The 23,282-nt window shown below is 73.3% G+C and carries 27 protein-coding genes; 19 read left to right on the top strand and 8 right to left on the bottom strand.

From position 1 onward, the window contains the following. Positions 1-80 precede the first annotated feature (80 nt). Positions 81-251 (bottom strand): hydrophobic protein, encoded by a 171-nt coding sequence (locus ABZ956_RS28290; protein WP_361899553.1) that lies wholly within the window; start codon positions 249-251, stop codon positions 81-83. A 202-nt stretch (positions 252-453) separates the two neighbouring features. On the opposite strand from ABZ956_RS28290, the gene gvpO reads away from it, so the two are divergent. The 8 genes from gvpO to ABZ956_RS28250 all read left to right on the top strand — a co-directional run bounded on the left by gvpO (position 454) and on the right by ABZ956_RS28250 (position 3,815). Next, positions 454-753 (top strand): gas vesicle protein GvpO, encoded by a 300-nt coding sequence (gene gvpO, locus ABZ956_RS28285; RefSeq protein WP_361899550.1) that lies wholly within the window; start codon positions 454-456, stop codon positions 751-753. Positions 754-815: 62 nt separating this feature from the next. Beyond that, complete coding sequence (locus ABZ956_RS28280) at positions 816-1,238, top strand: gas vesicle structural protein GvpA (RefSeq protein WP_361899547.1); 423 nt, start codon at positions 816-818, stop codon at positions 1,236-1,238. Continuing rightward, complete coding sequence (locus ABZ956_RS28275; protein WP_361899544.1) at positions 1,235-1,951, top strand: GvpL/GvpF family gas vesicle protein; 717 nt, start codon at positions 1,235-1,237, stop codon at positions 1,949-1,951. The genes ABZ956_RS28280 and ABZ956_RS28275 overlap by 4 nt, the downstream gene beginning before the upstream one ends. After that, positions 1,948-2,163, top strand: a complete 216-nt coding sequence (locus tag ABZ956_RS28270) for a gas vesicle protein GvpG (protein ID WP_361899541.1) — start codon at positions 1,948-1,950, stop codon at positions 2,161-2,163. Before ABZ956_RS28275 ends, ABZ956_RS28270 begins: the two co-directional genes overlap by 4 nt. Before the next feature lie 20 nt (positions 2,164-2,183). Next, positions 2,184-2,516 carry a gas vesicle protein gene (locus tag ABZ956_RS28265; RefSeq protein WP_361899567.1) on the top strand — a complete coding sequence of 111 codons (333 nt, stop codon included), beginning with the start codon at positions 2,184-2,186 and terminating at the stop codon, positions 2,514-2,516. Further along, positions 2,513-3,346 carry a GvpL/GvpF family gas vesicle protein gene (locus tag ABZ956_RS28260; protein ID WP_361899539.1) on the top strand — a complete coding sequence of 278 codons (834 nt, stop codon included), beginning with the start codon at positions 2,513-2,515 and terminating at the stop codon, positions 3,344-3,346. Before ABZ956_RS28265 ends, ABZ956_RS28260 begins: the two co-directional genes overlap by 4 nt. Further along, positions 3,343-3,552 (top strand): gas vesicle protein, encoded by a 210-nt coding sequence (locus ABZ956_RS28255; RefSeq protein WP_361899536.1) that lies wholly within the window; start codon positions 3,343-3,345, stop codon positions 3,550-3,552. Before ABZ956_RS28260 ends, ABZ956_RS28255 begins: the two co-directional genes overlap by 4 nt. After that, entirely contained in the window at positions 3,549-3,815 is a 267-nt protein-coding gene (locus ABZ956_RS28250) for a gas vesicle protein K (protein WP_361899533.1), read from the top strand. Before ABZ956_RS28255 ends, ABZ956_RS28250 begins: the two co-directional genes overlap by 4 nt. A gap of 51 nt (positions 3,816-3,866) precedes the next feature. On the opposite strand, the gene ABZ956_RS28245 is transcribed toward ABZ956_RS28250, so the two are convergent. Genes ABZ956_RS28245 through ABZ956_RS28235 form a run of 3 tightly spaced genes read right to left on the bottom strand, consistent with a single transcriptional unit; the run spans position 3,867 to position 5,797 of the window. After that, the gene (locus ABZ956_RS28245) at positions 3,867-4,154 is read right to left on the bottom strand and encodes a DUF1876 domain-containing protein (protein ID WP_361899530.1); all 288 of its coding nucleotides are present in this window, start codon (positions 4,152-4,154) and stop codon (positions 3,867-3,869) included. 29 nt (positions 4,155-4,183) lie between these two features. Then, positions 4,184-4,453: a DUF1876 domain-containing protein gene (locus tag ABZ956_RS28240; RefSeq protein ID WP_361899527.1), complete on the bottom strand. Its 270-nt coding sequence runs from the start codon at positions 4,451-4,453 to the stop codon at positions 4,184-4,186. Positions 4,454-4,480: 27 nt separating this feature from the next. After that, positions 4,481-5,797 (bottom strand): phosphoribosyltransferase family protein, encoded by a 1,317-nt coding sequence (locus ABZ956_RS28235; RefSeq protein ID WP_361899525.1) that lies wholly within the window; start codon positions 5,795-5,797, stop codon positions 4,481-4,483. 189 nt (positions 5,798-5,986) lie between these two features. On the opposite strand from ABZ956_RS28235, the gene ABZ956_RS28230 reads away from it, so the two are divergent. The 6 genes from ABZ956_RS28230 (at position 5,987) to ABZ956_RS28205 (ending at position 12,410) form a co-directional block, all read left to right on the top strand. Next, entirely contained in the window at positions 5,987-6,412 is a 426-nt protein-coding gene (locus ABZ956_RS28230) for an HIT family protein (RefSeq protein WP_361899522.1), read from the top strand. A 70-nt stretch (positions 6,413-6,482) separates the two neighbouring features. Then, positions 6,483-7,247 (top strand): DUF72 domain-containing protein, encoded by a 765-nt coding sequence (locus ABZ956_RS28225; protein WP_361899519.1) that lies wholly within the window; start codon positions 6,483-6,485, stop codon positions 7,245-7,247. 122 nt (positions 7,248-7,369) lie between these two features. Then, on the top strand, positions 7,370-7,696 hold the full coding sequence (locus ABZ956_RS28220) for a plasmid stabilization protein (RefSeq protein ID WP_361899516.1): 327 nt from the start codon (positions 7,370-7,372) through the stop codon (positions 7,694-7,696). A gap of 194 nt (positions 7,697-7,890) precedes the next feature. After that, a complete protein-coding gene (locus ABZ956_RS28215) occupies positions 7,891-9,135 on the top strand; it encodes a cytochrome P450 (protein ID WP_361899513.1) in 1,245 nt (414 codons plus the stop codon). A 156-nt stretch (positions 9,136-9,291) separates the two neighbouring features. Then, positions 9,292-10,035 carry a beta-phosphoglucomutase family hydrolase gene (locus ABZ956_RS28210; protein WP_361899510.1) on the top strand — a complete coding sequence of 248 codons (744 nt, stop codon included), beginning with the start codon at positions 9,292-9,294 and terminating at the stop codon, positions 10,033-10,035. Further along, entirely contained in the window at positions 10,032-12,410 is a 2,379-nt protein-coding gene (locus tag ABZ956_RS28205; RefSeq protein WP_361899507.1) for a glycosyl hydrolase family 65 protein, read from the top strand. The genes ABZ956_RS28210 and ABZ956_RS28205 overlap by 4 nt, the downstream gene beginning before the upstream one ends. A gap of 31 nt (positions 12,411-12,441) precedes the next feature. On the opposite strand, the gene ABZ956_RS28200 is transcribed toward ABZ956_RS28205, so the two are convergent. Next, positions 12,442-13,680: an FUSC family protein gene (locus tag ABZ956_RS28200; protein ID WP_361899504.1), complete on the bottom strand. Its 1,239-nt coding sequence runs from the start codon at positions 13,678-13,680 to the stop codon at positions 12,442-12,444. A 51-nt stretch (positions 13,681-13,731) separates the two neighbouring features. Here ABZ956_RS28200 and ABZ956_RS28195 point away from each other — a divergent pair, with 51 nt between their 5' ends. Continuing rightward, on the top strand, positions 13,732-14,439 hold the full coding sequence (locus tag ABZ956_RS28195; protein WP_361899501.1) for a PhzF family phenazine biosynthesis protein: 708 nt from the start codon (positions 13,732-13,734) through the stop codon (positions 14,437-14,439). Here the strand turns inward: ABZ956_RS28195 and ABZ956_RS28190 are convergent. Together ABZ956_RS28190 and ABZ956_RS28185 are read right to left on the bottom strand one after the other, a co-directional pair. Next, on the bottom strand, positions 14,393-16,243 hold the full coding sequence (locus ABZ956_RS28190) for a glycoside hydrolase family 15 protein (protein ID WP_361899498.1): 1,851 nt from the start codon (positions 16,241-16,243) through the stop codon (positions 14,393-14,395). The genes ABZ956_RS28195 and ABZ956_RS28190 overlap by 47 nt on opposite strands. Positions 16,244-16,302: 59 nt before the next feature. Then, positions 16,303-16,692, bottom strand: coding sequence for a hypothetical protein (locus ABZ956_RS28185; RefSeq protein WP_361899495.1), 390 nt, complete (start codon positions 16,690-16,692; stop codon positions 16,303-16,305). A 259-nt stretch (positions 16,693-16,951) separates the two neighbouring features. On the opposite strand from ABZ956_RS28185, the gene ABZ956_RS28180 reads away from it, so the two are divergent. The 4 genes from ABZ956_RS28180 (at position 16,952) to ABZ956_RS28165 (ending at position 22,482) form a co-directional block, all read left to right on the top strand. Then, on the top strand, positions 16,952-17,869 hold the full coding sequence (locus ABZ956_RS28180) for a methionyl-tRNA formyltransferase (protein WP_361899493.1): 918 nt from the start codon (positions 16,952-16,954) through the stop codon (positions 17,867-17,869). Between the two features lie 165 nt (positions 17,870-18,034). Next, positions 18,035-18,979 carry a DMT family transporter gene (locus ABZ956_RS28175; RefSeq protein WP_361899490.1) on the top strand — a complete coding sequence of 315 codons (945 nt, stop codon included), beginning with the start codon at positions 18,035-18,037 and terminating at the stop codon, positions 18,977-18,979. Between the two features lie 738 nt (positions 18,980-19,717). Further along, positions 19,718-21,280 carry an alpha/beta hydrolase gene (locus tag ABZ956_RS28170; RefSeq protein ID WP_361899488.1) on the top strand — a complete coding sequence of 521 codons (1,563 nt, stop codon included), beginning with the start codon at positions 19,718-19,720 and terminating at the stop codon, positions 21,278-21,280. Continuing rightward, entirely contained in the window at positions 21,277-22,482 is a 1,206-nt protein-coding gene (locus ABZ956_RS28165; RefSeq protein ID WP_361899485.1) for a serine hydrolase domain-containing protein, read from the top strand. The genes ABZ956_RS28170 and ABZ956_RS28165 overlap by 4 nt, the downstream gene beginning before the upstream one ends. Here the strand turns inward: ABZ956_RS28165 and ABZ956_RS28160 are convergent. Further along, positions 22,479-23,228: an SDR family oxidoreductase gene (locus ABZ956_RS28160; RefSeq protein ID WP_361899482.1), complete on the bottom strand. Its 750-nt coding sequence runs from the start codon at positions 23,226-23,228 to the stop codon at positions 22,479-22,481. The genes ABZ956_RS28165 and ABZ956_RS28160 overlap by 4 nt on opposite strands. Positions 23,229-23,282 lie beyond the last annotated feature (54 nt).

The raw sequence follows: 23,282 nt of genomic DNA, 5'->3' as shown, positions 1-23,282 counted from the left end.
CCGGGCGTACGCCCGGCGGGGGCGGTGGGTGAGGCGCCGGCCACATCCGGCTCGCCCCGGTGGTCCGGCATGCCGGCGTCTCACCACCGGTACCAGCGGCCACGCGTACCGCCGGTGCCGGCGGAACGCATGAGGAAGCCGAGCAGCCAGATCACCAGAACGGCGACGGCGACCCACCACAGAACCTTGATGGCGAATCCCGCCCCGAAAAGGATCAGGGCGAGCAGGAGAACGAGGAGCAGCGGAACCATAGTTATCCACCTCCGACGGTACGGGTGCCCCGTAATTCTTCTTCTACGCTTTCGGGTTCCCTGACCCGACGTCTTCAGCCCTCTACGGCGTGGCGCATTGTGCTCATTCAAGGGGCGCATTCATCTGTGGCCGTTCCACGGATGTTTGAGACCGTGACAGCGGGTACCCGCAGAACAAGGCCCATGAACCGATTGAGGCCCAATGACTGACCCAAAAGAAACGACAGACACACCCGACGAGCCCGCCCTCACGGCACCGCAGGTTCTGCGCGCGGCCCACGAACAGTTCGCCGAACTGACGGGTCGCAGTCCCGAAGGCGTCTCCCGGTTCGAGAGGACCGAGGAGGGCTGGCTGCTGGAGGCCGAGGTGGTGGAGGTCGCCCGCGTCCCCGAGACGATGAGCGTCATGGCGCTCTACGAGGTGACCCTCGACCCCCGGGGCCTGCTCACCGGCTACCGCCGTGTGCGGCGCTACGAGCGCGGCAGGACCGATTCCCGCTGACGCCCCGGCAGACCGCGCGGGCCCCGGCCGGGCCGTCGGACAATGAGGGGAAGCTGTCCGAAATGAGCGTTGTCCCTGTACAGCAGGGCGGTGGCGCAGGCGGCACCAGCGGCCTGTACGACGTCCTGGAACTGGTTCTCGACCGTGGCCTGGTGATCGACGCGTTCGTGCGCGTCTCGCTCGTCGGCATCGAGATTCTCAAGATCGACGTTCGGGTCGTGGTCGCGAGCGTCGACACCTACCTGCGCTTCGCCGAGGCGTGTAACCGCCTCGACCTGGAGGCCGGCCCGCACCGCAGCCCCGGCCTGCCCGACCTCGTCGGCGAGGTCACCGAGAGCGGCGCCCGCGGCAAGACCAAGGGCGCGCTCTCCGGAGCCGCGCAGACCGTCTCCGACGCCCTCCACCAGGTGCGCGGCAAGGGCGAGGGGCAGCCGAGCCCCCGCCGCGCCACCACCTCAGGCAAGAAGAAGGGGGAGGACGAGTGACCACCTACGTCTACGGCATCACCCGGGCCGACCAGGCGGAGCTGCCCCCGGGGCTCACCGGCATCGGCGACCCGCCGTGCCCGGTCCGTACGGTGGACGCGGCGGGCCTGTCGGCGGTGGTCAGCGACTGCCCCGGCGAACTGCGGCCCAAGCGCCGGGACCTGCTCGCCCACCAGCACGTCGTCACCGAGATCGGCCGCCGCGCCCCCGTGCTGCCCATGCGCTTCGGCAGCGTCTCCGACAGCGACGACAAGGTGCACGACGTGCTCCGCGAGCACTCCGGGCGGTACGAGGAGCAGCTGGAACGGCTCACCGGCCGTGTCGAGTACAACGTCAAGGCGGTGCACCGCGAGGACGCCGTGCTGCACCTGGTCCTCGCCCAGGACGCCGGCCTGCGCACGCTCGCCGAGGCCAACAAGGCGGCCGGCGGCGGCTCGTACGAACAACGTCTGCGCTTCGGCGAGATGGTCGCCCAGCGGGTGCGCGAGCGGGAGGACCACGACGCCGAGCTGGTGCGCGAGACGCTGGCGCCGCTGGCGGAGAAGGCCCGGACCGGGCCCGAGCACGCCGGCTGCTTCCTGAACCTGTCGTTCCTCGTCGACGAGTCCGCCGCCGGGCGGCTGCTCACCGAGACCGGCAGGCTCGGGAAGGAACACCCGCACCTGGCGCTGAGCGTGCACGGGCCGCTGCCGCCCTACAGCTTCGTCGAATGATCGGCTTCGTCGGCTGGGTGCTCCGCCGCGTGCTCACCGAGGCGGAGCGCCTCTACTACGACCCCTCCCTGGTACAGGGAGAACTCAAAGCACTGGAGGAAGAGCTGGCGGCGGGCCGGATCGGCGAGGAGGAGTTCGACCGGCGCGAGGACGCCCTCCTCGACCGCCTGGACGCGATACGACGACGGACCGACGGGAGCGGGGCGATATGAACGGCGGCTTCGGCGGCGGTATGAGCGAGCGCATGGCGCCGGCACGGACGGACGGTTCGGCCAACCTCGCCGACATCCTGGAGCGGGTGCTCGACAAGGGCGTGGTGATCGCCGGGGATATCCGCGTCAATCTCCTCGACATCGAACTCCTCACCATCAAATTGCGCTTGCTCGTCGTCTCCGTCGACAAGGCCAAGGAAATGGGCATCGACTGGTGGGAGAACGACCCCGCCCTCTCCTCCGGCGCCCGCGGCCGCGCGGTGGACAACGGCCGGAGCGGCAACGGCCAATTGCCCGCGCCGGCCGCCGCACCGGAAGAGCCGCAGAAGAATCCGAAGGAGGAGCCCCGGTGAATTCCGCACCACAGCGGTATCTGTACGCCTACGCCGTCACCCGTGACGACGCCGCCGTCACGGATGCCCTCGAAGACGCGCTCGCGAACGTCACCGGCGTCGCGGGCGAACCCGTGCGCGCCGTACCGCACGTGGGCCTGCTGGCGCTGGCCGGACCCGTACCGGCGGCGGACTACGACGAGGCGGAGCTGTCCGCGCGCCTGGAGGACCTGCACTGGCTGGAGAAGGTCGCCCGCGCCCACCAAAGGGTGATCGACACCGTGACCGCCGCGGGACCGTGCGTGCTGCCCCTGCGACTGGCCACCGTCTTCCGCGACGAGGAGGGCATCCGCACGATGCTGGCGAACCGGCACGCGCTGCTGCGCTCCGCCCTGGACCGCCTCGACGGGCGCACCGAATGGGGCGTCAAGGTCTACGCCCTCCCTGCCGCCGCGCCGCCCCCGGAGGCCCCCGGATCCCGCCCCACCACCGCGCGCGTCGCCCCGTCCGGCCGTGACTACCTCCGGCGCCGCGTGGCCGAACGGCACGCGCACGAGGAGGGGGCGCGCCGTGTGGACGAGGCCGCGCGCGGCATCCACGCCACTCTCGCCGCCCTGGCCGAGGAGACCCGCCTCTACCCGCCCCAGGACCCCGGGCTCTCCCGGCACCCGGGCCGCAATGTCCTCAACGCCGCCTACCTCGTGCGGCGCGACGGCGCCCCGCACTTCGCCTCGGCCGTCACCGGACTCGCCGAGCGCATCCCCGGCGACGGCGTCCACGTGGAGCTGACCGGCCCCTGGGCCCCGTACTCCTTCGTCGGCGCGGGCACCTCCCCCGGGGAGCCCTCGTGACCGGCCCCGCCGCCGGCAGCCCGCTGCCCGAGCGCGGGCCGGCGCTGGTCGACCTGCTCGACCGGCTGCTGGCGGGCGGCGTCGTGCTCACCGGCGACCTCACCCTGCGCATCGCCGACGTCGACCTCGTACGCATCGACCTGCACGCCCTCATCAGCTCCGTCGACGCCGCCGTCCCGGCCCCCTGGCAGGAGGTGGCGGCATGACGCGGCGCGTGGAAATGGACCGGGACACCGTCGAGCGCGATCTGGTGCGGCTGGTGCTCACCGTCGTCGAGCTGTTGCGCCAGCTGATGGAACGACAGGCCCTGCGCCGCGTCGAGGAGGGCAGCCTCACCGAGGAGCAGGAGGAGCGGATCGGCCAGACCCTGATGCTGCTGGGCGAGCGCATGCGGGAGCTGTGCGCCCGCTACGACCTGGAGCTGGAGGACCTCAACCTCGACCTCGGGCCGCTCGGGCCGCTGCTGTGACACCGGCGGCGGCCGCGGCGGCACCGGCCCGTACCGCCGCCGGCACGGGCCTCACATCGACCAGCCGTACGTCGTCGAGGTCCTGGGCTCCGGTGCCGCCCCCCTCGCCTCGACGTCCCGTTCGGCGGTCTGCAGGAGCCGGCTGCCGAGGTCGCGCAGGGCGCGCCCCGCGGCGAACTCGTCGCCGATCTCCGGCGCGTCCTCGTCGCCCGGGGCGCGCTGGGCGGCTCCCGTGGCGGTGAGGGAGGTGGTCCCGGTGTCGAGGACCGCCCGTGCCTCCGTCTTTCCGCCGTCCTCGACGAGTTGAAGGCGGACCTTCCACTCCGTTGTGTGTGACATCGCTCCTCCTGGGCGGCGACGCGTGGCTTTCAGTGCGTCAGGTGCACCGGCTCGTGCATGACCTCCTGGATCTCGTCGCCCGCCTTGTCGAGCAGCTGCTCGGAGAGGTCGCTCAGGGCGCGGGCGGCCGCGACCTCCTCGCCGACCCGCTGCTGGCGGCGGTCGGCGGGGTTGCGGTTGGCGACGCCCTGGGCGGTCAGCTCCGAGCCGTCGTGCATGCGCAGCCGCACGTCCGCCTGGGTGGTGGCGTCGATCTCGCGGAACTCCATTTCGATGGTGCAGTCGACGATCGTCTCCATGGTGATCACCTACAGCCTGTCGATGGGTCAGCTCGCGGCGGCGGGCGCCGCCAGATGCGCGGTGAACCAGTCCCGGGCGAGGTCCGCGACGCTCTCCAGCGTGCCCGGTTCCTCGAAGAGATGGGTGGCGCCCGGCACCACGGCCAGCCGGTTCTCGCAGCGCAGTTGCCGCGCCGCCTGCCGGTTCAAGTCGAGCACGGTCTCGTCGTGGCCGCCGACGATGAGCAGGGTCGGGGCCGTCACCTCGGGCAGCCGGGGGCCGGCGAGGTCGGGGCGTCCGCCCCGGGAGACCACGGCGGCGATGCCGTCGCCGTCGCCGGCCGCCGCGTCGGCGGCGGCCCACAGGGCCGCGGCGGCACCCGTGCTCGCGCCGAAGTAGCAGATGGGCACGGTCTCGCGGTGGCGCAGCCACCGCGTCACCTCGGTGAGCCGGTGGGCCAGGGGCTCGACGGCGAAGACGTTCGCCCGGTCGCCCTCCTCCAGCGGGGTGAGGAGGTCGAACAGGAGGGTGCCCAGCCCCGCCGCGTTCAGGGCCTCGGCCACCGCCCGGTTGCGGGGGCTGAGCCGGCTGCTGCCGCTGCCGTGGGCGAAGACCACGAGCCCGGGGCAGTCGGCCGGCATGGTCAGATCACCGGCGAGGGTGGTCCGGCCCCCGTCCACCGGGATCTTCAGGGCGCCGGAGTGCGCCTCGCCGCCGCCGGCGCCGCGCTCCTCGGCGTTGCGGCGCAGCAGCTCCACGACCTCCTCGTCCGAGGTCTGGGAGAAGTCGCGGTACCACTCGCCGACCGCGGAGAACAGGGGCGGGGTGCTCAGGCAGACCAGTTCGTCCACCTCCTTGCGGAACGCCGCCGCCGCGTCCGGGGGTGCCACCGGCACGGCGAGCACCACGCGGGCGGCGCCCTGGGCCCTGGCCACCTGGCAGGCGGCCGCCGCCGTGGCGCCGGTCGCTATGCCGTCGTCGACGACGACGGCAGTACGGCCCTTGAGCGGGACCCGCGGCTGCCCGGCGCGGAACCGCTCCGCGCGGCGTGCGAGCTCCGCCGCCTCGCTGCGCTCGACCTCGGCCAGATCGTCCTCGTCGACCCGGCTCATGCGCACGATGTCGTCGCGGATGACCCGCACACCGCCCTCGCCCAGGGCGCCGAACCCCAGCTCGCGGTGGTAGGGCACGCCCAGTTTGCGGACGAGGATCACGTCGAGGGGGGCGTCGAGGGCCCGGGCGACCTCGAAGGCCACGGGCACACCGCCGCGGGGCAGGCCGAGGACGACCGGATGCTCGCCGCGCAGATGCCCCAGCCGCTCGGCCAGGCGCCGCCCGGCGTCGACTCGGTCGCTGAACCGCATGATCCACCTCTGGCCCCGGGGCCCGGCTCCGAAGTGCCCCGGGGAGACCGGGGAAGCCGTAATTCCAAGGGGAAGCCGTAATTCCAATATGACGGGATCCGGGGGGATAGTCCACAGGTGGGGCGGGTGGGGCCCGCCGCCCGACCGGGCGGCGGGCCCCCCGCCGGCGCGGATTGGTTGACTGGTGTCGTGAACTGCATCTTCTGCGCCATCGCGGCGGGCGAGGCGGCCGGCCACCGGGTCCTCGAGGACGAGAGCGTGGTGGCCTTCCTGGACGCCCGGCCGCTCTTCCCCGGCCACGTGCTGGTCGTGCCCAGACGGCACGCCGAGACGCTCACCGACCTGCCGGCCGCCGAGGTGGGGCCGTTCTTCACCCGGGTCCAGCGCATCGCCGGCGCCGTGGAACGGGGCATGGGGGCCACCGGTTCCTTCGTCGCCGCCAACAACCGCGTCAGCCAGTCCGTACCGCACTTCCATGTGCACGTGGTGCCGCGCAACCGCAAGGACGGGCTCCGCGGCTTCTTCTGGCCGCGCGGGCGCTACGCCTCCGACGAGGAGGCCGCGACCGTCGCGGCGCGGGTGCGGGAGGCCCTGACGGACGGAACACAGGTCTAGACCGGCGCATCCGACGGTAATCGCGCGCCCGCCGGTGACGCGCCCGCGGCCCGGGGGCAGGCATCTGTCCATGCCCTTGCTCGTGGGAACCTCGGGATGGCAGTACAAGGACTGGCGCGGCGACCTCTACCCCGCCGACGTGCCGCAACGGCTCTGGCTGGAGGAGTACGCCGGCCACTTCGCGACCGTCGAGAACAACAACGCCTTCTACCGGCTGCCCACGCCCGAGACCTTCACCGACTGGCACGACCGCACCCCCCAGGGCTTCGTCATGGCCGTCAAGGCCAGCCGCTACCTCACCCACATCAAGCGGCTGCGCGACCCCGAGGAGCCCGTCGAACGGCTCATGCGGCACGCCGCCGGCCTGGGGGACAGGCTGGGGCCCGTGCTGCTCCAGCTGCCGCCCACGCTGCGGGCCGACGCGGCCCTGCTGGACGCCGCGCTCGCCTGCTTCCCGCGCACGGTGCGGGTGGCCGTCGAGCCCCGGCACGCCTCCTGGTGGACGGACGAGATCCGCGGCGTACTGGAGCGCCGCGGCGCCGCGCTGTGCTGGGCGGACCACGACTCGCGGCCCGTGACCCCGCTGTGGCGCACGGCCGACTGGGGCTACGTACGCTTCCACGCCGGCCGGGCCCGGCCGTGGCCCCGCTACGGGCGCCAGGCGCTGACCACCTGGGCCCGGCGGATCGCCGACACCTGGCCCGACCGGGCGCGGGTGTACGCCTACTTCAACAACGACCCCGGCGGCGCGGCGGTCCACGACGCGGCCGGCTTCGCACGCGCCGCGAGCCGGCTGGGACGCACCGTGAGCCGGACCCCGTCCCCGCGCCGCTGACACCGTCCCGGCCGGCCGCCACGCCCTGCGGCGTCCGGTCGCGCATGCCAGGCTGGAAAGGGGTAGCAGCACGGATGCAGGCACTGCCCGACGGCAGGAAACGCGACCGAAGGGAGCAGCGGATGCCCAGGGGATCCAGCCCGAAGCGCGAGCGCCAGTACGAGCACATCAAGGACAGCGCCCGCGAGCGCGGCGAGAGCGAGAAGCGCGCCAAGGAGATCGCGAGCCGCACCGTCAACAAGGAGCGCGCCCGCGCCGGCGAGTCCAAGACCGCCAGCCGCACGTCGCTGCAGGACATGTCCTCCTCCCGGCGCGGCGGTCAGCGCTCGCACTCCGGAGCGCAGGGACCGACGAAGGACCAGCTGTACAACGAGGCCAGGCAGAAGAACATCCACGGCCGCTCCGACATGACGAAGGCGGAGCTGAAGAAGGCACTGGGCCGGGACTGAGCGCCCGCCGGCCCCGGCGGCCGGCGCCCGCGGGCACCGGCCGCGCCGGCCTGCCCGGTCGCTCACGGCTCCAGCTGACAGTGCGGGGGCGTCCGGGCGACCGGGCGTGTTGTAGGAACCGCACAGGACCGTCCCCTCAGCGCTGAACGGGCCCCCACCAGCGCGGACGACGCGCGATCGGTGAGGATGAGCGGGTGCCCGAACTCCTGAACCCCGCGGACCCCGGCTTCGCGCGCGACCCGTACCCCTACTACGCGCGCCTGCGCTCCCAGGGCCCCGCGGCACGGGTGCCGCTGGCCAACGGCACCCACGCCTGGCTCGTCACCGGCTACGAACAGGCCCGCGCCGTCCTCGCCGACCCGCGGTTCTCGAACGTACCGCCGGCCGGGGCGGGGCGGCCCAAGCCGGACTCCCCGGCACAGCGCGCCCGCGGCTGCCTCGCCCGCCACATGCTCAACTCCGACGCCCCCGACCACGTGCGGCTGCGCCGGCTGACCACCGCCGCGTTCACCCCGCGCCGCGTGGACGCGCTGCGGCCGCGTATCGAGCGGCTGACCGACGAACTGCTGGAGCCCCTCCCGTCCCTCGCGGCGGCCGGGGAGCCCGTCGACCTGGTGGACGCCTTCGCGTTCCCACTGCCCGTGCTCGTCATCGGCGAGGTGCTGGGCGTGCCCGAGGCCGACCGGGCCGACCTGCGCGAGTGGACGTACCGGGTCGGCTCGCCCACCGACGCGCTCGAGCGCGGCGCCGTCGACGAGGCGTGGACGTGCCTGCACGCCTACTTCACCGACCTCATCGCCCACAAGCGCCGCGAGCCCGGCGACGACCTCTTCAGCGCCCTGGTGCACGACGCGGGGGAAGCGGGAGCGGGCGGACTCGACGACGGTGAACTGCTCGCCATGGCGTTCCTGCTGCTCTTCGCCGGCTACGAGACGACCATGAACCTGCTCGCCTCGGCCGCCCTGCTGCTGCTCACGCACCCCGGCGAGCTCACCGCCGCCCACCGCGGCGGCGAGGCGTACTGGGCCGCCGTCGTCGAGGAGACGCTGCGCCACGCGAGCCCCCTGGAGGGCACGACCTGGCGGCGCACCACCGAGCGCGTCGACCTCGGCGGCGGCACCGTCATACCCCCCGAGGACTCCGTCCTCGTCGTCCTGGCCGCCGCCAACCGCGACCCCGGCCGCTTCCCGTCCCCCGACGCCTTCCGCCCGGCCCGCCACCTGGCCGGTGCCCAGCGCCCCGCCCCGCACCTGGCCTTCGGCCACGGCCCGCACTTCTGCCTCGGCTCGCGCCTGGCCCGCCTGGAGGCGGCCGTCGCCCTGCCGCGCCTGTTCGCCGCCCTCCCCGGACTGACGCTCGCCGCCGACCCCGACGGCCTGCCCTACCGCCCGGGCCTGCTCGTGCGCGGCCCGCGCAGGCTGCCCGTGGCCCTCGCCTGACAGGACGACGGCCGTCTCGCGAGCGGCGGGCCCGAACGGATGAGTCGCATCGCGCACCGGCGCCCGCTGCCCGAAGGTGGGGGATGTGAAGGCGACCCGGACCCAGCCGGAGCCCGGGCCGGACATGGCCTCCGATGATCGGGGAAGCGGGACACCATGACGAAACTCGGCCTTCCCGACGGCATCCGCGCCTGCCTGTTCGACATGGACGGCGTGCTCACCCAGACGGCCACCGTGCACGCGGCGGCCTGGAAGGAGACCTTCGACGCCTTCCTGCGCCGCCGCGACGGCGCGCTCTTCCGGCCGTTCGACGCCGTCGCCGACTACGACGAATACGTCGACGGCATGCCCCGCGCCGACGGGGTGCGCTCCTTCCTCGCCTCGCGCGGCATCCACCTTCCCGAGGGGGACGACGACGATCCGCCCGACCGGGACACCGTGCACGGCCTGGGCAACCGCAAGAACGCCCTCGTCCTTCGGAAGATCAAGGAGCTGGGGGTGCGGGCCTACCCCGGCTCGGTCCGCTACGCCGAGGCCGCCCGGGCCGCCGGCCTGCGCCGCGCGGTGGTCTCCTCCAGCGCCAACTGCCACGACGTGCTCGTCGCCGCGGGCATCGACGCCCTCTTCGAGGTACGCGTCGACGGGGTGGTCGCGGCCGAACGGCACCTGGCGGGCAAGCCCGCGCCGGACACCTTTCTCGCCGCCGCCCACGCCCTGGGCGTACCGCCCGGCCAGGCCACGGTGTTCGAGGACGCCCTGGCCGGCATGGAGGCCGGGCGGGCCGGGAGGTTCGGCTTCGTCGTCGGGGTGAACCGGGCCCATCAGGCCGAGGCCCTGCGCCGGCACGGAGCGGACGTCGTCGTGGACGATCTCGCCGAACTGCTGGAGGACGCCTCGTGATCACCCATCCGGCGTACCGCGTCGAGCCCTGGTGCCTGCGCGAGACGGAACTCAACCTCGATGTGCTCTCCCAGAGCGAATCGGTCTTCGCGCTGTCCAACGGGCACGTCGGCTGGCGCGGCAACCTCGACGAAGGCGAGCCGCACGGCCTGCCCGGCTCCTACCTCAACGGCGTGTACGAGTTCCGGCCGCTGCCCTACGCGGAGGCCGGCTACGGCTACCCCGAGTCCGGCCAGACCGTCATCAACATCACCAACGGCAAGCTCATCCGCCTCCTGGTCGACGACGAGCCCTTCGACCTGCGCTACGGCAAACTGCACAAGCACGAGCGGATCCTGGACTTCCGCACCGGCCTGCTCCACCGCACCGCGGAGTGGACCTCGCCGAGCGGCCGCAGCGTCCGGGTCCGCTCCAGCAGGCTGGTCTCCTTCACCCAGCGCGCGGTGGCCGCCGTCGCCTACGAGGTCGAGTCGATGGACGGCGACGTCCGCATCGTCATCCAGTCCGAGCTGGTCGCCAACGAACAACTGCCCCGCACCGGAGGCGACCCCCGGGCCGCCGCGATGCTGGAGTCACCGCTGGTCAGCGAGCAGCACGCCGCCTACGGAGCGCGGATCCGGCTGCTGCACCGCACCCTCCACAGCGGCCTGCGCATGGGCGTGTCGGCCGCGCACGCGGTGGACGGCGGCGAGAAGACCGAGATGTCCTCCGAGAGCAGCGAGGACCTGGCCCGCTTCACCATCACCTCGCGGCTGTGCTCGGGCCAGCGGCTGCGGGTGGAGAAGTTCGTCGCGCACGGCTGGTCGGCGATGCGCTCGACGCCCGCCGTGCACGACCAGGTGGACGCGGCCCTGGCGGCGGCGGTCAGCACCGGCTGGGAGGGCCTGGTCGACGAACAGCGCGAGTACCTCGACGGGTTCTGGGCCCGGGCGGACGTGGAGGTGGACGGCGACGCGGAGATCCAGCAGGCCGCGCGGTTCGCCCTCTTCCACGTGCTGCAGGCGGGCGCCCGCGGAGAGGCCCGGGCCCTGCCGGCCAAGGGCCTGACCGGTCCCGGGTACGACGGCCACTGCTTCTGGGACACCGAGACGTTCGTCCTGCCCGTCCTGACCTACACCGCGCCCCAGGCGGTGGAGCAGGCCCTGCGCTGGCGGTACAACACCCTGCCCGCCGCCCGGGAACGCGCCCGGCAGCTGGGCCTGCAGGGCGCCGCCTTCCCCTGGCGGACCATCAACGGCGACGAGTGCTCCGGGTACTGGCCGGCCGGCACGGCGGCGTTCCACATCAACGCCGACATCGCGGACGCGGTCGTGCGCTACGTCCGGGCCACGTGCGACGAGACCTTCGAGCGTGAGGTGGGGCTGCCGCTGCTGGTGGAGACCGCCCGGCTGTGGCGCTCCCTGGGCCACCACGACCACCACGGCGACTTCCACGTCGACGGGGTGACCGGCCCGGACGAGTACAGCGCCATCGCGGACGACAACGTCTATACGAACCTGATGGCCCAGCACAATCTGCGGGCCGCCGCGGCCATGGCCGAACGCCACCCGGACCTCGCCGCGGCGCTCGACGTCGACGACGAGGAGACCGCCGCCTGGCGCGACGCCGCGACGCGCATGACCCTGCCGTACAACGACGAGTTGCAGGTGCACGAGCAGTCCCAGGGCTTCACCCGCCACCAGCTGTGGGACTTCGCCCACACCAGGGACGACCAGTACCCCCTGATGCTGAACTTCCCCTACTTCGACCTCTACCGCAAACAGGTCGTCAAGCAGGCCGACCTCGTCCTCGCCATGTGCCTGCGCGGGGACGCCTTCACCGCCGAGGAGAAGGCCCGCAACTTCGCCTACTACGAACAGCTGACCGTGCGCGACTCCTCGCTGTCCGCCTGCGGCCAGGCGGTCATGGCCGCGGAGGTCGGCCACACCCGGCTGGCCTACGACTACTTGGGCGAGGCGGCGATGATGGATCTGTCCGACCTGGAGGGCAACACCCGCGACGGCATCCACATCGCCTCCCTCGCCGGCACCTGGTTCGCCCTGGTCATCGGCTTCGGCGGCATGCGCGAGGACGACGGCCTGATCGGCTTCACCCCCCGCCTGCCCGAGCAGCTGGGGCGCCTGGCCTTCACGGTCCAGTTCCGGGAACAGCGGCTGCGGGTGGAGATCACCGACAGGACGGCGATCTACACCCTGCTGGACGGCGAGGTCCTGGACATCCGGCACTGCGGCGAGCGGCTGAGGATCACGGCCGGTTCGCCCGAGTCCCGCCAGGTCCCCGCCATCAGCGCGGGCCACGCCCCCGACCAGCCGGCCGGCCGCGGCCCCGCGCGCCGGGGCCGCGCGGCCGGCTGGTCCGAGGAGGCGTCCCGCTGAGGCGCCGGCGCCACGATCCCCCGGCCGGTCTTCAGTCGCGGTTGTTGAACCAGCCCCTGCGCCACCCGTAGCCGCTGCTGCGCAGCCGCCGCTGGGCCTTGTGCAGCACCGGATGCCGGTCCCGCTGCTCGCGGGAGGCCCGGTCGAGCTCCTCCGCCAGGCGCTCGGTCCGCTTCTCCACGTCCAGTTCGTCCAGGATCCGGTCCACCTCGGCCAGCAGCGCCCCGTGCAACTGCCACTGGCGCGGGTGCCGCCGGACGGACTCCAGCAGCAGATCGGCGGCGCGGTCGCGGCTGGCCCGGCCGGCGGCGAGCTCCCGCACGAGCCGGTCCTCCGCCTCCTCGGCGTTGGCGCTCACCTGCGTGGTGATCAGCACCGCGAAGCTCTCGACGGCGCGCGCCAGGTGACGGAAGACGTCCTGCAGGGACTCGCCCACCTCCGTGGGAAACAGCGGCTCCTGCGTCCGCTCCTTGGCGAGGTCGGTCAGGGTGCGGCAGAGGACCCGCAGCACCACCGCCGCGATCTCCAGGGCGTCCAGGCCGGTGCGCAGGACGACCCGGAAGAGCAGGCCCTCCTTGACCCGGGGATTGAGCCGGAGACTGTCCTCGGCCTGCCGCAGCGAGGCGTCGACCTGGACGATGTCGTGATCCAGCCGCCGCGCCTCGTGCAGCCGTGCCGCCGCCTCCGCGACCGGCGTGTGGCCCACCACCTCGTCGCCGACGCGCTGCAGCAGCTGTCCCATGCGGCGCGAGAGGTGCTCGATGGCCTGGCTCGCGGGCTGCACCCACACCGGAGGGACGAACAGGACGTCGAACAACAGGCCGACGATCGCGCCGATCAGGGTCTCCAGGACCCGGTCCCAGGCGGTTTCCGCCACCCGGGTCACGCCGAGCACGAGCATGGCGCTGATCGCCACCTCGGGCACGAATTCACCCGCGCGGACGAAGCGCCCGATGACCAGGGACGCCAGGATGATCAACCCCAGGCTCCACCAGGTGAGCCCCACCAGGGCGCTGAAGCCGATGGCGATCAGGACCCCCGCCACCACGGAATTGACCCTGCGGATGCCGGTGGTGAGGGTGGAGTAGAGCGTGACCTGGACGACGAGGAGCGCGGTGAGCGGCGCGGTGAGCGGCGCCGGCTCGTTGCTCAGCTGCAGGGCCACCACATAGGAGATCACCGCGGCCAGCGTGGAACGGACCGCCTGCACCACGGCGGGTTCCCGGTGGCGTCGTACCAGGGTCGTCAGAGGGTCGGTGATATCGGGCACCTTGTGCCTCTTCCCGCACCACGAGTTTCAATCACCTCATAGGTTTCATGCATGATCGAACATGCGGTGGTACGGGTGTTCACCGGTCCGCACGGCACCGGCGGCAACCCGCTCGGCATCGTCCAGGACGGCGGCGCCGTCCCCGAGCAGGACGCGCGGCAGCGGATCGCGGCGGAACTGGGCTTCAGCGAGACCGTGTTCGTCGACGACGCCTCCCACGGCGCCGTGGACATCCACACGCCCGGCGCCCGCCTGCCCTTCGCCGGCCATCCGCTCGTCGGCCTCGCGTGGTGGCTGCGCCGCCAGGGGCGGCCGGTGAGCGTGCTGCGCCCGCCCGCCGGCGAGGTGCCCACGTGGCAGGAGGGGGAGACGACCTGGATACGGGGCCGGGCGGAGTGGGCCACCGGCCGGCGCACCGAGCGCTTCGCCACCGTCGCCGAGGTGGAGGCGCTGCCCGCCCCGCCGCCGGGGGAGGGCTGGCTGTACGCCTGGGCCTGGGAGGACGAGGCGGCGGGGACGGTCCGGGCCCGGGGCTTCCCGCGGCGCGGCGACGCCATCGTCGAGGACGAGGCCACCGGAGCCGCCGCCGTCACGCTGACCGCCCTGCTGCGCCGGTCCCTGACCATCCGCCAGGGGGCGGGCTCGCGGATCCTGACGCGCTTCCACCCCGACGGCACGGTCGACCTCGGCGGCCGCGTCGTCGGGGTGGGCGCTACAGGAGACGGCAGTGCCGGGTCGCCGCCGCGCGGTGGCCGGTGACGGCACGGTCGAGGTTGGTGGCGGCGCTGATCAGCGCGAGATGGGTGAACGCCTGCGGGAAGTTGCCCAGCGCCTCCCCGGCCGCGCCGATCTCCTCGGCGTACAGACCGAGGTGGTTGGCGTGCGTGGTCATCTTCTCGAAGACGTAGCGGGCCTCGCCCACCCGCCCGGCGCGGGCGAGGGCCTCGACGTACCAGAAGGAACACAGGTTGAACGTGCCCTCGTGCTCGCTCAGACCGTCGGCGCCGTCGGTCCGGTAGCGGTGCACGAGGCTGTCGCTGACGAGCTGGTCCTCCAGCCGCCGCACCGTCGACAGGAACCGCGGATCGGCCGGGCCGGCGAACTTCACCAGCGGCATGACCAGCAGCGAGGCGTCCAGCGTGGCGCTGTCGGCGTACTGCACGTACGCGCCGAGGTCCGGCGCGTAGCAGTGGTCCTGGACGTACCGGTAGGCGGCCGCGGCGGCGTCGCGCCAGCGCTCGACGGGGGCGGGCATGCCGCGGTGCCGGGCGATGCGCATCGCCCGCTCGAAGGCGACCCAGGTCATCAGCGCCGAGTACGTGTAGCGCCGCCGCCCGCCCCGCATCTCCCAGATGCCGTCGTCCGGCTCCTCCCAGTGCTTCTCCAGCCAGTCGAGCTGCCGGCTCAGCGCCTCCCACAGCTCGTAGGAGATGGGCTCGCCGTGCTTGTTGAACAGGTACACGGAGTCCATCAGCTCGCCGTGGATGTCCAGTTGCAGCTGGCGCGCCGCGGCGTTGCCGGTGCGCACCGGCCGGGAGCCGCGGTAGCCCGTCAGGTGCGCCAGCTCCTCCTCCGGCAGGTCCGGGCGGCCGTCGATCCCGTACAGCACCTGGAGGCCGGTGCCCGGCGGCGCCTCGACGCAGCGCCGGTGCAGCCAGTCGATGAACGCGGCGGCCTCCTCGGTGAAGCCCAGCCGCATCAGCGCGTAGAGGGTGAAGGCCGCGTCCCTGACCCAGGTGTAGCGGTAGTCCCAGTTCCGGCTGCCGCCCGGTGACTCCGGCAGGGACGTGGTCGGCGCCGCCACCAGGGCACCGGTGGGCTGGTGGACCAGCATCTTCAGCACGAGCGCCGAGCGCTCGACGGCCTCCCGGTAGCGCCCCTGGTAGGCGGACTGGCGCAGCCAGCCGTCCCAGTAGCGCAGCGTGTCGTCCAGGAGCCGGGACGCCTCGGCACCGTCGACGGGGCGCAGCTCGCCGCCCCACTGGGCCGTCAGCTCCAGCGTCTGGCCGGGCTCCAGCTCCACCGTCGCCCGGGCCGCCGGGCCGTCCGCGCGCAGCGGCGCCGACGAGCGCAGCACCAAGGTCCCCGCCGGGCCGGTGAAGACGGCGCCGACGCCGTCGGCGATCTCGACCTCGTGCGGCGCGCGGGCGAAGTCGAACGCGGGGCGGCAGTGCACCTCGACCGTGGCCCGTCCGCGCACCATGCGGACCTGGCGGACGATCTGACGGGTGCCGGCCGCCGGGCACGAGGGGTGGTCGGGCACCATGAAGTCGTACAACTCGGCGACGGCATGCTGGGCCAGGAAGCGGGTCAGCAGCACATTGGAGTCCGGCAGATACATCTGCTTGGTGCGCTCCACCTCGCGCACCCGCACCGAGAACGAGCCCCCACGGTCCACGTCGAGGAGGGAACCGAAGACCGAGGGGGCGTCGAAGCGGGGCAGACAGCACCAGTCGATCGTGCCGTCCACCCCCACGAGCGCCACGGTGTGCAGATCACCGATGACGCCGTGGTCCTCGATCGGCAGGTAGGGCCCCTGCCGAGGGGCGATGTCGTGCTTCATGGCTGTCGTTTCCACGCTAAGCCCGCACGATCATCCCCACCACCCGGGAGCCGGGTCGGCTAGGCGTCGGCGCGGGCGGTCAGCCGCAGGCGCACCTCCAGTTCGTGCTCGCCGGGCACCGTGCCCAGGCTCTCCACGCCGAAGACCGCCGCCAGCTCCTCCCTGACCTGGCGCACGGGGTCGGCGGCCCCGAAGAGATCGGCGGTGACCGCCGTCACCGGCTGCGCGGGGACGGCCTCCGGATCGGGCGCGGTACGGGTGCGCGCGTCGACGACCATGCACCAGACCGTGGGGCCCGCGCCGGGCGCCGCGGCGCGGGTCTCGCTACGGGCCGGACCGGTACCTTCCGGGAAGGCCGCCTCCAGCGCCCCGAACACCGCATGCGCGTCCTCATGGCCGCATCCCGTCAGATGCACACTGACATGGTCCGCACTCTCGGCCCCGCTCATCACCCGGTGCTCCTCTGCCGTCAGGGGGCGCTGCCGCGCCGGCTCTCGGTCCGACGGTACGAGAGTGCCGCATCCCCGGCGCGACGGCGAGGGCCATCCGTGGACGGAGCGTCCCCCGTCCGGCCATGGCGCCCGGGAGCGGTCTTGACCGCCGGGGAAGCGCAGTGGACCCTCAAGTGGAGTGCGGAGCAAGGGAGTTGAGTCCCGGCCGCGCTCGCTGCCCGTACGACCCGTCGACGGCCGTCGGAGAGGACACCCGATGAGGATCGCGTTTCTGGGCTACGGCGAGATGGGCGCCGCGGTACTGGCCGGGATCGCCGCAGAACACGAGCCGACCGTGGTCGTCACCCACCCGGCACGCTTCGGCGACCTGCACGAACCGCACGTGGCCAAGCTCGCCACCGAGCTGGGACTGCCCGTGGTGGAGGCCCGCGACGCCGGCGACGCGCAGGTGGTGGCCGCGCTGCGCGCCGCCCGCCCCGACGTGCTGATGTCCGCGAACTGGCGGACCGTCATACCCGAGGCCGTCCTCGCGATCCCCGCGCTGCTCCCGCTCAACGTCCACGACGCGCTGCTCCCGGGCTACGCCGGCTTCGGCGCGGTCAACTGGGCGATCCGCAACGGCGAGCGCGAGACCGGCCTGACCGTGCACGTGATGGAACCCGAGCTGGACACCGGACCGGTCCTGTGGCAGGTGACCGTGCCCATCGGCCCGCAGGACACCGCGACCACCGTCCAGCGGCGGCTGCTGGACGCGTACCCCGAGGCCGCGCTGACGGCCCTGGCCCGCGCCGAGGCGGGGATCAAGCCGGTGCCGCAGCACGCGGGCGGCGCCTCCTTCTACCACCGCATCACCGAGGCGGACACACGCATCGACTGGCGGCTGCCGACCGCACGGGTGCTGGACCTCGTCCGGGCGCACAGCGATCCGTTCGTCAACGCGTGGTGCACGGTCGCCGGGGCCAAGCTCTACGTCAAACGGGCCGCGCGGCCCTCCCGGCCGCACCGGGGATCGCCGGGGCGGGTCGTCCGGCGCACCGACGGCGGGGTCGCGGTGGTCTGCGGGCGCAGCTGGGAGGCGGGCTCGGACGGGGTCGTGCTGCTCGTGGTCCAGCCGGAGAACGGCAGTCCGCTGCCCGCGGCCGACGTCCTCCGCCCGGGAAACCGCCTGGAGTGACGCCCCCGAGTCATCATCTCAAAGGCAACCTTTGAGATGATGACGGAATTCTTTATTCGACTTATAGAGCCAAGCTCGGTAGCTTCGTCGGTGTCCGATCTCCCGACCCGATGGGCGGTGTTTCCGTTGCTGGGCGAACGCCGGGCGGCAAGTCCCTGGAAGTTCATGGCCGCGACCGCGATTCTGTGGGGATCGGCCTTTCCCGCGATCCGGATCGCGCTCGAGGGCTACTCCCCGACGGCCATGGCCGTCCTGCGCCTCGCCTTCGCCGTCCTCTTCCTGCTCCCGTGGCTGGCCACCGGGCGCATCAGCCGCCTCCGGCGGGGCGACATCGCGCGCATGGCGGGCTTCGGCCTCACCGGCATGACCGCCTATCAGCTCCTGCTCTACGCGGGCGAACGGCACGTCGAGGGCGGAACGGCCGCCATGCTCGTGGCCACCTCGCCGGTCTTCGCCACCGCCCTCGGCATGCTGGTGCTGCGCGAACGCCCCGGCGCCCGGGGAGTCGCCGGACTCCTGGTGGCGCTGGGCGGCGCGCTCGTGGTCGCCATGGCCGGTGGCGGCGGAGGCGGTTCGCGGACGGGCATGGCCATGATCGTGCTGGCGGCGGCCGCCCAGGCCACGTCGTTCATCCTCCAAAAGCCCCTGCTGCGCCGCTACTCCGGCATGGACTGCATCTTCTACGGCAGCCTGTTCGGCCTCCTGCCGCTGCTGGTCTTCACCCCCGACGCCGCCTCCCACCTGATGGCGGCCGGCTGGCAGCAGACCGCCGCCGTGGTGTGGCTGGGCCTCGGCTGCACGGTCCTGGCCTTCTGCACCTGGTCCCGCGTCCTCGAGGCCGCCTCGGCCTCGACGAGTTCCCTCGTCCTGTACGCGGTGCCCGTCGCGGCCCTGGTCCTGGACGCGGTGCTCCTGGGCGCCCTGCCGGCCCCCATGGCGGCCCTGGGCGGCCTGATCGTGCTCGCCGGCGTCGGCATAGCCGCCGTCCGCCGGCCCGCCCCGCGCCCGTGCTCCGCGGACGAGGTCCCCGCCGCCGCGGACGAGCCGCCCGCCGACCCGAGGACCGGCACAGAGCCGCGGGAGTACGCGGCCGCGGGATCCGGCAGGTAGCGCGACCTTCCGGCGGGCGCCTCAGCCCACGGCCTTGAGGCGCCAGGCCTGGTTCTCGCCGCCGGGTTGTTCGGGTTGTGGGCGTCCAGGCACTTGTCGCTGAGGCCACCCAGTGCATCGGCGCCCGCTCCGTGTCCCGCCGCGCCTGAGCGCGCACCGAGGGTACGACGCAGACGTGGTCGCCCGGTATCGCCTCGCGCCAAACGAAGCCCGACTTGCACCTGTCCACCCCGAACGGGCCGCCCGGGTCGGGGTCGACCAGGCCCGCGGCCCTGTTGTTCTCCTCGCGTGTCTGCGTGCGCGTCGCGACGGGCACGCAGACGTGGTCGTTCGGCTTCGCCTCACGCCGGACCCGCCCCTGCACACAGGTGTCCGGGCCGAAGGGGGCATGGACTCCGGGAATGACTGGGGAAGGGCGGGGGAAGCGGTAGGGAAGCCCGGCTGACGCGGTGCCAGGGCCGGCAGGGGCCCGCGCGAGGGGAGTTCACGCATCCGGTGCCGGGGCCCGCGGAAGCCTTCCCGGCTCCGGGCCCTCCCCGCACCCTGCGGCTGTCGCAGCCGCCTTCTTCGTCACCCATGGTGCGCCCTCCCGATCCTCCCTGCATCCCCGGCACCCCGGCCCGCCCTGGGGCCAGCACCAGTGGGCTTCCACCAGGTGGCCCGATGTTCCGCCGCCGCCCGCGCTCCTAACGTCGTCCCCGTCCGTTCTTCTTGATCCAATCGACCCGAAGGAACACGATGCGAGGCGTCACGCCCCCACTCGCGTTCGGCCTGAGCCTGGCCGCGCTGATGGCCGGAGCCGTCCCCACGACCGCCGCGCCCTCCCCGGCCTCCCGCCCGCTGCTGGCCTACGAGCAGCAGCGGCTCGTCTGGGGAGCGTGCTCGCCGGCACAGGAGGAGCTGAACGCCGCGGGGGCGCAGTGCGCACAAGTGACCGTCCCTCTCGACTACTCCGCGCCCGGCGGCCGGACGATCCGCATCGCCGTCTCGCGCATCAAGGCCACCGCCAAGACCGACCGGCGCGGCATCCTGCTGTCCAACCCCGGCGGCCCCGGCGGCAGCGGACTCGCCAACACCCTGGCCCTGCGCCCCGCGCTGAAGCAGGAGGCGGACCACTTCGACCTCATCGGCTTCGACCCCAGGTTCCTCGGCGAGAGCTCCCCGGTCGCCTGCGCCCCGGCGCCCCCGCCCGCACCGCCCGGCCCGACAACGTCCCCCCGCGAGGACTTCGAAGCCTCCGTGCGGGCCGCTCGGGACACCGCGCGACGCTGCCGGGACCACGGCGACAACGCGACGCTCCTGCCGCATGCCTCCACCCGCAACGTCGCCCGCGACATGGACGTCATCCGGGCCGCTCTGGGCGAGCGCACCCTGTCCTACTACGGGGTCTCCTACGGCGCCGACCTGGGCGCCGTCTACACCCAGATGTTCCCGCGCCGCACCGACCGCATGGTCATCGACTCCTCCACCGACCCGTCGGCCACGCAGTACGAACTGTTCCAGCGCTCCGGCAAGCCCGCCGAGGAGGCGCTGGACGAATGGGCCGCCTGGACCGCCCGGCGCCACGACACCTACCGCCTCGGCCGTACCGCCGCGCGGGTACGGGCCGCCGTCCAGGGGCTGCTCGACCACGCCGAGCGGCAGCCCGTCACCGTCGGCGGGCTGCGGCTCAACGCCCCCGTGCTGCGGATGCTGCTCAAGCAGCCCGTCCAGCACGCGGAGAACGACCCGGCGCTGGCCGCGATCGTCCGCGACCTCACCGACGCCGCCGCCGGCAAGCCCGTCGAGCCCGGCCCCGAACTCGCCGCCATGCTGGAGCTGCTCGCCTCGCCCGGCCTGGCCGACAGCATGGTGGGCGGGGCGCTCTTCATGTGCGGCGACGGCGGCTGGCCCGCGGGCGGCTGGCCCAAGGACCCCGAGACGTACTGGAAGAACAGTGAGCGCAGCCGCGCCACCCAGCCCGTGTTCGGCCCCTACGTCAACGGCATGATCGCCCCGTGCGCGTTCTGGCCGGGCGAGCCCCGCGAGGCGGGCACCGCCATCGCCAACGACGTACCCGTCCTGATGCTCCAGGCCCGCCGCGACAACAACGTCCCCTACGACGGCGCCCTCGCCCTGCACCGCAGGCTCACCGGCTCGCGCCTGATCACCGCGGACATCCGCTCCCACGGCGTCTACGGACGCGCCCTCGACGGCCACCGGCCCGTCCCCTGCGCGGACCGGGCCGTCAACGACTACCTGCGCACCGGAACCCTCCCCGCCCAGGACATCACCTGCCCCCGCACGGAGGCCGCCCGATGAGCCCCACCGGACCGACGATCACCAGGCGGACCGGCATCGCTGCCGCCGCCGCGGCCCTCCTCACGGCCACGGCCCCCGCGGCCAGGGCCGCCGCTCCCTCCCACGACGACCGACTCCAGCGCGACGTGGACGCGATCCGGGCGACCGGTGTCACCGGCGTACTGGCCGAAGTACAGACCGCACAGGAACGCACCACGGCACGCGCCGGAGCGGCGGACGTGAGCACCGGCCGGCCGGTGCCCTGGGACGCCTACTACCGGCTCGGCAGCGACACCAAGACCTTCACCGCCGTGGTCGCCCTCCAGCTCGTCGGCGAAGGCCGGCTCGCCCTGACCGACACCGTCGAGCGATGGCTCCCCGGAGCCGTACGCGGCAACGGCAACGACGGCAGAAGAATCACCGTCGCCAACCTGCTGCGCCAGACCAGCGGCCTGAACGACTACGTCGCCGTCTCGGTGTCGGAAGACGACTTCACGCCCCAGGGCTACCTCAAGGGGCGGTTCCGCACGACGGCACCGAGGGAACAGCTCACCGCCGCGCTGAGCCGGCCTCCCCTGTGGACCCCGGACATCGAGGACCCGGCAGGGGAACGCCGCTGGGGCTACTCCAACACCAACTACGTCGTCGCGGGCCTGATCATCGAACAGGTCACGGGCCACCCCTGGGCCCAGGAGATCCACGAGCGCATCATCGAGCCGCTCGGCCTCCGCAACACCCTCGTCCCGGGAACCTCGTGCCACGTCCCCCAGCCCACCGCGGCCGCGTACACCCGGTTCCCCGGCAGCCCACGCCCGACCGAGACCACCGTCGCGGGCGGCGGCGGAGCGGACGGCGGCATCATCAGCACCACCCACGACCACGGCGTCTTCCTGCGCGCCCTGATGAGCGGCAAGCTGCTGCGCCCGGCCCAGTCGGCCGCGATGCGGCAGACGGTGCCGGCCGGCGACTGGATCCCCGCGCCGGGCGTCCGCTACGGACTGGGCATCGCCTGGCGGCCGACGGGAGGCGACGGCCGCGGCATCTGGTTCCACGGCGGAACCCACCTCGGCGTGGTCTCCGAGAGCGGCGTGACCCCGGACGGCAGCCGTGCCGCGACATCCGCCGCCTTCACCCTGCAGACCGACTCCGCCCCGCGGGAGGCCCAGGCCAGGGCCGCCCTCCGGCTGATCGACAACGCCCTGCGGCCGGGCGGCGCCGGCTAGTCGACGAGCGCCCCGCAGGAGATGTTCACGGTCGCGGCGGTCATGCTCCCGGCCAGGTCCGAGGCCGCGAACACCGCGACGTTGCCCACGTCGGCCAACGTCGCCGCGCGGTTGAGCATGGCCGCCTCCTCGATGCCGGCGACGATCTCGTCGCGTCCGGGGAAGTCCGGGGGGAAGCTCTCGGGGATGCCACCGGTCTTCAGCGTCACGAAGCGGATGCCGTGCGGCCCGAGTTCGCACGCCCACTGCCGGCGCAGCCCCTCGACGGCGTCCAGGGCGACCACGAACCCGCCCAGCCCCGGGATGGCCTCCGGCCCTGATCCGCCGAACGCCAGGATCACCCCCGACGACCGCTTGACCATGTGCCGCGCGGCCGCCCTGGTCGTCAGGAACTGCGTGCGCACCGCGTGCTCGATCGGCCGGCTGAAGTCCTCGGCCGAGATGGTGGCCAGCGGTTCCTGGACGTCTCCGTAGGAGATGAGATTGAACGAGATGTCGACGCCCCCGGCCTGTTCGGCCACCTCGTCGACGAACGCGTCGACGGCCTGCTCGTCCAGCGCGTCGACCCGGGCCGTCTCGGCCACGCCCCCCAAGGAACGGATGTCCTCGGCGACCCTGTCGAGCCTGGCGTGGGTGCGGCCGGCCAGGAAGACGACGGCGCCTTCGGCGGCGAAAGCGCGGGCCACGGTACCGCCGATGCGGCCCCCCGCCCCGTAGACCACGGCGACCTTGTTCTCGAGCAACATGTCCCTTGCCTACAGCTCACCGCCCCCTGGGGGCGGTGACGACACGCGTGGCGC

It is taken from the genome of Streptomyces sp. NPDC046261, assembly GCF_040646235.1.
Classification (GTDB): domain Bacteria; phylum Actinomycetota; class Actinomycetes; order Streptomycetales; family Streptomycetaceae; genus Streptomyces.
The sequence above is the reverse complement of the archived record's forward strand: the minus strand, read 5'-3'. Positions and strand labels throughout refer to the sequence as shown.